This is a genomic window from Candidatus Andeanibacterium sp. (assembly GCF_057143545.1).
In genome coordinates this window covers 1-10,683 of the sequence record NZ_DBNHSF010000082.1, presented here as the reverse complement: position 1 = coordinate 10,683, position 10,683 = coordinate 1, and the positions used below count along the sequence as shown (strand labels likewise).

At 64.2% G+C, this 10,683-nt stretch carries 7 protein-coding genes; 5 read left to right on the top strand and 2 right to left on the bottom strand.

Annotated features, from left to right (window positions below; genetic code table 11):
* Both AC16XC_RS05165 and AC16XC_RS05160 read left to right on the top strand, forming a co-directional pair.
* Nucleotides 1–1,032 (top strand): hypothetical protein (locus AC16XC_RS05165; protein ID WP_484033578.1); only part of this gene is annotated, 1,032 nt, incomplete at its 5' end.
* Nucleotides 1,033–1,111: 79 nt separating this feature from the next.
* On the top strand, nt 1,112–1,936 hold the full coding sequence (locus AC16XC_RS05160) for a hypothetical protein (RefSeq protein WP_484033577.1): 825 nt from the start codon (nt 1,112–1,114) through the stop codon (nt 1,934–1,936).
* 8 nt (nt 1,937–1,944) lie between these two features.
* On the opposite strand, the gene clpB is transcribed toward AC16XC_RS05160, so the two are convergent.
* On the bottom strand, nt 1,945–4,524 hold the full coding sequence (clpB, locus tag AC16XC_RS05155; protein WP_484033576.1) for an ATP-dependent chaperone ClpB: 2,580 nt from the start codon (nt 4,522–4,524) through the stop codon (nt 1,945–1,947).
* A gap of 189 nt (nt 4,525–4,713) precedes the next feature.
* On the opposite strand from clpB, the gene AC16XC_RS05150 reads away from it, so the two are divergent.
* Genes AC16XC_RS05150 through AC16XC_RS05140 form a run of 3 tightly spaced genes read left to right on the top strand, consistent with a single transcriptional unit; the run spans nt 4,714 to nt 10,119 of the window.
* The gene (locus AC16XC_RS05150; protein WP_484033575.1) at nt 4,714–6,894 is read left to right on the top strand and encodes an acylase; all 2,181 of its coding nucleotides are present in this window, start codon (nt 4,714–4,716) and stop codon (nt 6,892–6,894) included.
* Between the two features lie 47 nt (nt 6,895–6,941).
* Entirely contained in the window at nt 6,942–9,773 is a 2,832-nt protein-coding gene (locus AC16XC_RS05145) for a M16 family metallopeptidase (protein ID WP_484033574.1), read from the top strand.
* A 40-nt stretch (nt 9,774–9,813) separates the two neighbouring features.
* Nucleotides 9,814–10,119 (top strand): hypothetical protein, encoded by a 306-nt coding sequence (locus tag AC16XC_RS05140; protein WP_484033573.1) that lies wholly within the window; start codon nt 9,814–9,816, stop codon nt 10,117–10,119.
* 56 nt (nt 10,120–10,175) lie between these two features.
* Here AC16XC_RS05140 and AC16XC_RS05135 read toward each other — a convergent pair whose 3' ends face one another.
* Nucleotides 10,176–10,637 carry a tRNA (cytidine(34)-2'-O)-methyltransferase gene (locus tag AC16XC_RS05135; protein WP_484033572.1) on the bottom strand — a complete coding sequence of 154 codons (462 nt, stop codon included), beginning with the start codon at nt 10,635–10,637 and terminating at the stop codon, nt 10,176–10,178.
* Nucleotides 10,638–10,683: the final 46 nt, after the last annotated feature.

The following is a 10,683-nucleotide window of genomic DNA, read 5'->3' as shown; positions in this document are numbered from 1 at the left end:
CAGCGGTCGATCGACCCTTGTATCCAGTGGGCGAACAATCTCGCGGACGGCGCGATCTCGCAGCAGTTTGCAAACAACTGCGCCGCCGACGGCGTTCCGGGAGACCATACCGGGGCCGGCATCGAAGCGACCATCTATACCGGCGGCGGTATCGGTGCGCTCGAGCCCGAGACTTCGACCGCATGGACGGCCAGCGCGATCCTGACCCCGTATTTCGACTTCCTGCCGGATACGGAATTCAGCATTGCAGTCGATTATTTCGATATCGAGGTCAAAGGGGAGATCGCATCGCTGGGAGCATTGACGACCGTCTCGAGCTGCTATGCCTCGGACTTCTTCCCGACAGATCCGTTGTGTTCGCTGTTCGCCCGTAACGACGACCTGTCGCCGAGCGATCCGGACTGGAACTCGGGCAGCCCGAGCAATATCGCCCGGGCGCGCAGCTCGTTCGTCAACATCAACAGCCAGCAGAATCGCGGCGTCGACGTGACCACCCGGATCGTGCACGATTTCGGTGGCGACACGACGCTGTCGTTCCAAGGCCAGATGACCTGGCAGACCAAGGACGTCGTGGCCCTGTTCGAGGGAACCGACGAAGACAATAACGGCGAGGCCGGCGAACCGATCTTCGTCGGCGATTTCCGCCTGACGCTCGAACACGGTCCGTGGTCGTTCTTCTACGGCCTCGACGTAGTTGGCGGCACGGACAATCGTCGCGACTATCTCGACCAGAACTTCGGCACCGAAGTGCCGATCGACACGCCGATTTGTCGTCAATTCACGGTTTACCCGGACGAGGTGTGTATCAAGCTGACGACCGAGGCGACCTTCTATCACTCGATCTCGATCACCCGCGAGTTCGGCGAGCACCTGCGGGTTACCGGCGGTGTCTCGAACTTGTTCAACACTGCGCCGCCGCGCGTTTCCAACACCGGCGGCAACGGCGTGAACGATTTCGGCCACGGCGTGCTCTATTCGCAGTACGACCTGCTCGGCATCCGCGGGTTCCTGAACGTCAACGTCAAATACTGATCTACCCCGATCCGGTTGGATCGCATGAACGAGGGCGGCAGGTGACAAACCCGCCGCCCTTGCTCTATCTGGAGCTGTCATGAGCCAGCCGCAGCAAAATCGCACGATGGTCCGCCTCAAGCCCGACACGCTTGACGAGGAGAACCGCAAGTTCGAGCAGGTGCGCTTGCCCAGGCCGCTGTTCCTCAACAGCGTGCCGAAATCGGGCTCGCACCTGTTGCGCAACATCATGCGGATGTTCGTGCCGGTGGCCGACCATTACAACGTCCAGTTCATCCAGTGGGGCAACCTCCAGCAGCATGTCGCGGCTTTCAAACCCGAAAGCCGGATGCTGAGCTGGGGCCATCTGATGTTTTCCGACGCATCGGCGGTCGAGACCGGGCCGGCGCGCAAGATCATCCTCGTGCGCGATCCCTACACCTGGGCCCTGGCCCGGGCGCGGTTCTTCCTGTCGGACGAATTCGGCGACAACACCATGCTGGTGAAGAGCGGCGAGCTGACCGTCGACAGCCTGCTGAACCTCATGATCTTCGGCATCCACGGCAAGGCGATGTCGATGCGCGACCTGTTCAACTATAACGCCGTGGCCTGGATGGGCACCGATTGCACCGTGATCAAATATGAAGACCTGCTCGACGCAGTGAAGAATCTCGACGCGACGGGTCTGGATGGCGAACGGTCGGAAGCCTGCTTCATGCGGCTGTTCGAGGCGGCGGGCCTGGCCAAGATCCACGACGACTGGCGCGAACGCGTGCGGATCGGCTCGGACCGCAAGCAGAGCGGCACCGCGCGCGAGAACCTGAGCGAGATCGGGATCGAAATCCCCAAAGAGCTCAACGACGAGAGGAAGGCGCTGGTCGATTATGCGGCGCCCGGCCTGCGTCGGATCCTCGGCTACGAATAGCTGCGCCGTCAGGCGATGGAGAAATTCAGCTCCCCGTCGCCCTCGTCGATCGACACGGTCGTCCCGTCTGGCAGCTCGCCCTCGAGGATCTTTTCCGCCAGCGGATCCTGGACATAGCGCTGCACCGCCCGCTTGAGCGGCCTTGCGCCATAGACCGGATCGTAACCCACCCGGCCGAGCCAGCGCTTGGCCGCGTCGGTCAGTTCGAGCGTGATCTTGCGGTCCTTCAAGAGCTTCTGCACCCGCGCGACCTGGATTTCGACGATCGGCGCCATGTGCTCCTGCGCCAGCCGGTGGAACAGGATCACTTCGTCGAGCCGGTTGAGGAATTCGGGACGGAAATGGCTGCGCACGACTTCCATCACCTGCGGTTCGACATCCTCGACCTTCTGCCCCTCGTCGAGATTCGAGAGGAACTGGCTGCCGAGGTTGGAAGTCAGGATGATCAGCGTGTTGGAGAAATTGACCTCGCGGCCCTGTCCGTCGGTCAGGCGGCCGTCGTCGAGCACCTGCAGCAGCACGTTGAACACGTCCTGGTGCGCCTTCTCGACCTCGTCGAACAGCACGACCTGGTAGGGCCGGCGCCGCACGGCTTCGGTCAGCACGCCGCCTTCCTCGTAGCCGACATAGCCCGGAGGCGCGCCGATCAGGCGGGCAACCGCGTGCTTTTCCATGAATTCCGACATGTCGATCCGGACCATCGCCGTATCGTCGTCGAACAGGAATTCGGCCAGCGCCTTGGTCAGTTCGGTCTTGCCGACGCCCGTGGGCCCGAGGAACAGGAAGCTGCCGAGCGGCCGGTTGGGGTCCTGCAGCCCGGCGCGGGCGCGGCGGACGGCCTTCGACACCGCTTCGATCGCATCGGCCTGGCCGATCACGCGCCTGCCCAGAACCTCTTCCATGTTGAGCAGCTTCTCGCGCTCGCCTTCCATCATCTTGTCGACCGGCACTCCGGTCCAGCGGCTCACCACCGAGGCGATATCGTCCTCGGTCACTTCCTCGCGCAGCAGCGCGTTTTCAGCATTGCCACGGGCTTCCTCGAGCTTCTTTTCGAGCTCGGGGATGGTGCCGTAGGACAGTTCGCCCGCCCGGGCGAGATCGCCCGAACGCTGCGCCTGTTCGAGTTCGAGCCGGGCCTGGTCGAGTTCTTCCTTGATCTTGCCTTCGGCGGCGATCTTGTCGCGCTCGTTCTGCCAGCGGGTGGTCAGTTCGGAACTTTGCTGTTCGAGATTGGCGAGCTCCTCGCGCAAGGTCTTCAGGCGGTCCTTCGACGCCGAATCCTTTTCCTTGGCGAGCGCGGATTCCTCGATCTTGAGCTGGATGATCCGCCGGTCGAGCGATTCGATCTCCTCCGGCTTCGATTCAACTTCCATCCGGATTCGGCTGGCCGCCTCGTCCATCAGGTCGATCGCCTTGTCGGGCAGGAAGCGGTCGGAAATATAGCGGTTCGAGAGCGTCGCCGCCGCGACCAGCGCATTGTCGGTGATGTTCACCCCGTGATGCAGCTCGTATTTCTCCTTGAGGCCGCGGAGAATCGAGATCGTATCCTCGACGCTCGGCTCGGCGATGAATACCGGCTGGAACCGCCGTTGGAGCGCAGCGTCCTTCTCGACATATTTCTGGTATTCGTCGAGCGTCGTCGCGCCGATGCAGTGCAATTCGCCGCGCGCGAGGGCCGGCTTCAGGAGGTTGCCCGCGTCCATCGAACCTTCCGAAGCGCCCGCCCCGATCAGCGTATGCATCTCGTCGATGAACAGGATGATGTCGCCTTCGGCGCCCTTCACCTCGTCGAGCACCGATTTCAGGCGCTCCTCGAACTCGCCGCGATATTTCGCGCCGGCGATCAGCGAGCCCATGTCGAGCGCCATCAACCGGCGGTCCTTGAGACTGTCGGGCACGTCGCCATTGGCGATGCGCAGGGCAAGGCCTTCGGCGATGGCGGTCTTGCCGACCCCGGGATCGCCGATCAGCACGGGATTGTTCTTGGTCCGGCGGGCGAGGATCTGGACGGTGCGGCGGATTTCCTCGTCGCGGCCGATCACCGGATCGAGCTTGCCGTCGCGCGCAGCTTGCGTGAGGTCGCGGGCGAACTTGCTCAATGCGTCGTAGGTGTCCTCGGCGCTCGAACTGTGCGCAGCACGGCCGCCGGTCGCTGCCTGGATCGCCTCTTCGAGCTTTTTCGGGTCGACATTGGCCGCCTTGAGCGCCTGCCCGGCATGGTTGGTGAGGCCGAGCGCGAGCGCCTGGAGGATACGCTGCACCGGCACGAAGCTGTCGCCGGCCCTGGTCGCGAGCTGTTCGGCCTGGTCGAGCACGCGTACGCTGTCATTGTCGAGCCCGGGAGTCGCTTGCGCACCGCTGCCCGAAACCGCGGCGATCTTGGCCAGTGCCTTGTCGGTTTCTTCCAGCGCGATCCCGGCGTTGCCGCCTGCGCGCTGGATCAGTTGCGCGGCCATGCCTTCGCTGTCTTCCAGGAGGGCCTTGAGCAGGTGCTCGGGCGTGATCCGCTGGTGGTTCATGCGGATCGCGACGGTCTGCGCCGACTGGATGAAGCCCTTGGCGCGATCGGTAAACTTCTCGAGATTCATGGGGTTGCCCTCACTAAATTACCCGCATGAGATAGTGTTGCACATCGGCAACACAAGAGTGTCGGGCCAAAAAACCGCATCGCCCTTCCCTTCCCGTTTCCGCCATCCCAATCTGTCCCCCAACAGCTGGAAAAGCGAGGCATTTTTGTCCCAGACCGGCTATATGGGGTGCTGGGAGAGAGATTCCATATGCGAATTTGGCTGCGTCGGATTGGCTGGACGGTTCTGGCGCTGCTGCTCGCAGCATTTGTGACGCTGGCGACCTGGGAACCGTTCCTCGCCCAGCGCGGCAAAGCGCCGCCCGCGGCGAGCTACGAAGCCGAGATCGTGCGCGACGAATTCGGCGTGCCGCACATCCACGGCAAGCGCGATGTCGATGTCGCTTTCGGGATCGCCTGGGCGCATGCGGAAGACGACTTCTGGACCCTGCAGGATGTGCTGGCGATGACCCGCGGGCGCTATGGCGCGATCGCCGGCGAGGAAGGCGCGGCGATCGACTTCGCCTATCACCTGATCGACGCGCGCGGCACGGCGGAGCGGGAATATGGAGCGCTGCCCGAAGACGTCCGCGCGCTGGTCGAAGCCTATGCCGGCGGCCTCAACCGCTATGCCGAGGAGCATCCGCGCGAGATCAAGCTCGGCAATTTGTTCCCGGTCGACGGCATTGACATCGCCACTGGTTTTGCGCTGCGCCAGCCGTTCTTTTTCCAGATCGACAAGGTCATCGCCCCGCTGGTTGCGGGCGAGGACCCGCCGCGCGACCAGGGGCCGTCGCTCAACCCGCTCGGCAAGGGCGCGGAGGATGCCGGTTCGAACGCATTCGCGATCGCTCCCTCGCGCGACCCCGATGGCGTGACCCGGCTGGTCTCGAACACCCACCAGCCCTGGCGCGGCAATGCGGCATGGTACGAACTGGTCGTCGAAAGCGAGGAAGGCTGGCATTTTGCCGGGGCAACTTTCCCCGGCGCGCCCTTCCCGCTCCTGGGCCACAACGAGCAGCTCGGCTGGACCAACACGGTCAACCGGCCCGACATCGTCGATGTCTACCGGCTCGAACTGGATCAAGGCGGCAAGAACTATTTGCTCGACGGGCAATGGAAGCCTCTGGAACGAGACGACATTCGCCTCCCGATCAGGTTCGGCCCGATCGTCCTCCCGGTCACACGCACGATCTGGCGCAGCGAGCACGGCCCGGTGATCAGGAACGACAATGGCGCGTTCGCGATCCGCTATGGCGGGATGGGCCGGATCGACCAGCTGACCCAGTATTTCCGGCTCAACAAGGCGAGGAGCTTTGCCGAGTGGAAGGCAGCGCTGGCGATGCAGGCGGTGCCGTCGACCAATTTCGTCTATGCCGACGAGGCCGGGAACATCTTCTTCCAGTACAACGCCGCGATCCCGCAGCGCGTGGCAGGCCCCGACTGGCGCGGGATCGTCGACGGCACAAGATCGGACCTGATCTGGCGCGAGATGGTGCCGTTCGCTGCCATCCCGCATTACGAGAATCCCGCCTCGGGCTATCTGTACAATGCCAACAATACGCCCTTCTCGGCCGCCGGACCGGGCAGCAATCTCTCGGCGGACGATTTCCCGCCCGAATGGGGTGTCGAACTGGTCATGACCAACCGCGCCTACCGCGCCGAAAGGCTGCTCGCCCAAGCGAATATGATCGACCGGGCGACGCTCGAGCGGATCAAATACGACACCGGCTGGGAACGCATCGGCTATGTCGCGCGCATGCTCGACGGGATTGCTGCGCTCGAGCTGTCGGACGAGCCGCACTTGCGGGAGGCCCAGCGCCTGCTCGCAACCTGGGACCTCGATTCGGACGGCGAAGGCGCGGCTGACGCGCTCGCCAACCTCGTGCTCAAGGAAGCGACCCGCACCGAATTCAACGGCTGGGCGTTTCCCGATCCGCGCGGCCAGCTCGAATTCGCCACCGACCTGCTGCTGACCCATTTCGGGCGGCTCGACGTGCCGCTGGCCGAGCTGCAACGACTGCGCCAGGGAAGTGGCAAGACTTATGTCGACCTGCCCTATGACGGCGGCAGCGACACGCTCCGCGCGGCGACCAACTGGACGGTCGAGCCGGACGGGCGGATCTCGCTGATCCACGGCGACAGCTTCCTGATGTTCGTCGAATGGGCGCCGGGCCGGAAGGTACGCTCGCAATCGATCGTTCCCTTCGGCAGCGCGACCACCAGGCCCGAGCGCCCGCACCACACCGACCAGTCCGCATTATTTGTCCGAAAGCAGCTCAAACCGGTCCGTTTCGAACGCGCCGATGTGCTCGCAAATGCCGTTCGTCGATATGTCGTGACGAGCACGCCCCGAGCCGTTAGGCAGTTGGTTTCCCGTAAAACCAGTTGAGGCAGTCAATGCGCCGCGTCTTTCTTTCCGTCCTAGCTCCGCTTTCGTTGGCCGTTCTCGCATTAGCGCCCGTCGCGGCGCAAACCGAGGCACCCAAGACCGTCGAGCCGGCGCCGCTGTCCGAGCTGATTGCAAAAGTCGAGATTCCTTACGAGAGTTTCACGCTCGACAACGGGCTCGAAGTGCTGGTGCACGAGGATCGCACGGCCCCGATGGTGGCGGTCGGGGTGTGGTACGATGTCGGTTCCAAGCACGAGCCTGACGGCAAGACCGGCTTTGCCCATCTGTTCGAACACATCATGGGCTATGGCACGGAGAATATCCCGGGCGGCGAGAACCTGCTGCTCGATGCCGCAGGCGCCACTGGCGACAATGCCTCGACCTGGTTCGACCGGACCAATTATTACGTCACCGTTCCGACCGGGGCGCTCGACCTCGCGCTGTTCGCCAAGAGCGACCAGATGGGCTACTTGCTCGGCGGGGTGACCCAGGAAACCCTCACCAACCAGATCGGCGTGGTCCAGAACGAGAAGCGCAACGGGCTCAACAATCCCGGCGGCGCGCTCGAATTCGAAGTGCTCGAGCGGCTCTATCCGCGCGGCCATCCCTACCGCCACGACACGATCGGATCGATGGCCGATCTCGACGCCGCCAGCCTCGAGACGGTCAAGCAATGGTTCCGCGATCATTACGCGCCCAACAACGCCGTGCTGGTGCTGGTCGGCGATATCGATGTCGAAACCGCAAAAGAGAAGGCGCAGACCTGGTTCGGCGCGATCCCGCCCGGCCCCGAGGCGCCCGACGTCAACGCCCCCGTGCCGACGCTCGATGCGCCCCAGCGGTTCACGCAGACGACCCCGGTGCCGGTCACCGTCATCCGCAAATACTGGGCCGTACCCGGAAGCAAGGAGCAGGACAGCCTCGCGCTCGACCTGTTCGGCCAGGTGCTGGGCGGGCTGGCCAGTTCGCGGCTCGACAACGCCCTGGTCCGCGGATCGGAAGTGGCGGTCGCGGTCTCGGCCGGAAATCTGAGCTTTGTCGACGCGGGCCTGTTCATCGTGGAGGCTATGGTAAAGCCGGGGGTCGATCCCGCCGTGGTCGAGCAGGCGCTCGATGCCGAACTTGCGCGGCTGATGGAAGAAGGCCCGAGCGAAGATGAACTCCAGCGGGCCAAGACCGGGACGGTCGGCTCGCTCATTCGCACGCTCGACGGCTTGAGTGGCGGCGGAGGCCGCGCCGGATTGCTGGCCCAGGGCGAGCTCTATTTCGGCAATCCCGAACATTATCGCCGCGAATTGGCGGCCTATGTCGCGCTCGATCCCGAAGCCGTGCGACTGGCCGGGCAACGCTGGCTTTCGCGACCGGACCTGACCGCGATCCTCGAACCCGGCGCACCCGATTTCAGCGAGGATCCCGGTGGCAAGGCAGGCGGCGTCGCGCAGGAATATCTTGTTCCGCAGGCAATCCCGGCAGGCCTTTCCGCCACTACGGCCGGGGCGCCCGATCGCGCTACGCCCCCGCCGGTCGCCGAGGTGCAGGGCTTCGACTATCCCGAAATCCAGCGGGCGACGCTGAGCAATGGCATGCGCGTGCTGCTGCTGTCGATGACCGACGTCCCGGTCGTCTCGGTCCAGGTCAGCTTCGATGCCGGCTACGCCGCCGATCCGCGCGATGCGCTGGGCACGCAGTCGCTGATGATTTCGCTGATGGACGAAGGCACCGTCAATTACGACCCGACCGAATTCGCGATCGCCCAGGAACGCCTCGGCGCGGCAATCGGCGGCAACACCGAATGGGACCAGACGACCTTCGGGCTCAACGCGCTGTCGGCCAATCTCGCTCCCTCGCTCAGCCTGCTCGCCGAATATATTCGCGAGCCGGCGATGGACCCGGCCAGCCTCGAACGGGTGCGCGCGCAGCAGCTCACCGCCATTCGCGGCGAGATCGAGGATCCCAACGAGCTGATCAAGCGAGTGCTCTATCCGGTCGTTTACGGGCCCGACCACCCTTACGGCATCCCGCCGTCCGGGCTCGGCGAAGAGTCTGCCGTCGCGCGTTTGACGACCGACGATCTGCGCACCTTCCACGGCAAGTGGCTGCGCCCGGATATCGCCACCATCTACGCGGTCGGCGATACCACACTGGCCGAGCTCACCGCTGAACTCGAAGCGAGCTTCGGTAGCTGGAAGGCGCCTGCGACCCCAGCCCCAGCCAAGGAATACGAAGTCGCCATCCCCGAACCGAGACAGCGCATCGTGCTGGTCGATACTCCGGGAGCCCCGCAAACGATCATCCGCGGCGTGCGGGTGCTCGATCGGAAGGGAACCGACGACCTCGTGGCGCTGGAGGCCGCCAACGATGCGTTCGGCAATGGTTCTCTGTCGCGGATGTTCCAGGAGATCCGCCAGGCACGCGGCTGGTCCTATTCGCCGGCGAGCTTCCTCACCCAGACGCGGGATCGCCCGCTGTTCATCATGCACGCCCCGGTCCAGAACGACCGCGCGGGCGAAACGGTGGCGCTGATGCGCCAACTGCTCACCGACTTCAACGGGGCAAGGCCGATCACGGCCGAAGAGACCGAGCGGGTGATCGAATCCTCGCGCCGCAGCCTGCCGGCGCTGATTTCGAGCAATGGCGCGCTGCTCAACACGCTGATCGAGATCGACCAGTTCGATCGGCCCGACGACTATTTCGAAACGCTCGCCGGAACCTATGCCGGGCTCGATCGCACGATCCTGGCCGGCGCGGCGGCGCAGGAACTGCGCGAGCCGGAGCTGGTTTTCTTCGTGGTGGGCGATCGGCAAGTGATCGAACAGCAGCTCAAGACGCTCGACTTGCCGCTTGAATATTTCAATACTGACACTAATGTTAGCAACTAAACCATGATGCGGCGTAAGCCACTGAAAAGAGGAGATTTCGATGTCCGTAGCCGGAACCTATGAAACCGTGACCAAGAGCCCGATGGGCGACCAGAACGGCACCTTCACCGTCGTCCCGGGCGACGATGGCACTACCTTTACCGGATCGCTGGCTGGCGGGCTGGGTTCGCTCGACGTCAAGGACGGCAAGATCGACGGCAACACGTTGACCTGGAAGATGAACATGACTGTGCCGATGCCGCTCGAACTCACTTGCACTGCGACGATCGACGGCGACCAGCTGACCGGTACCGTCAACGCCGGGGCCTTCGGCGACATGCCGATCACCGGGCACCGTTCAGGCTGAGCCTGAGGCAATTCGAATTCGGAAAGGGCACCCGCTGCGGTGCCCTTTGCTTGACTTCAGCGCAACTGCCGCTTGAGCGCCTGGTAGGCGGCCGCCGTCGCCGCATTGGCGAGGTTGAGCGAGCGGATGTGGTTCGAGCGCATCGGCAGGCTGACCATGCGATGCGCCAGTGGCTCGCAAATCTCCGGCGGCAACCCGCCGGTCTCGCGCCCGAACACCAGCACCGCGTCATCGGGATAGTCGGGCTCGTAGAAGCTGCGCGGGGCATATTCCTCGAACAGGAACAACTGGTCATCGCGCGGGCCTCGCTCGGCGATGAAATGGTTCCAGCTGGCGAATTCCGCCAGCCGGACATGCCGCCAGTAGTCGAGTCCGGCGCGCTTCAGCTGCCGGTCCGACAGGTCGAAGCCGAGCGGATGAATTAGCACCAGCTCGATGTCGAGCGCGACGCAGGTCCGCCCGATCGCCCCGGCATTGTGCGGGATCTCCGGCTGAACGAGGACGATGGCGGGGCCCATGCGACGGGGCCGGCCTTCAGCCCAGCTTCGCCTTCAGCAGCTGGTT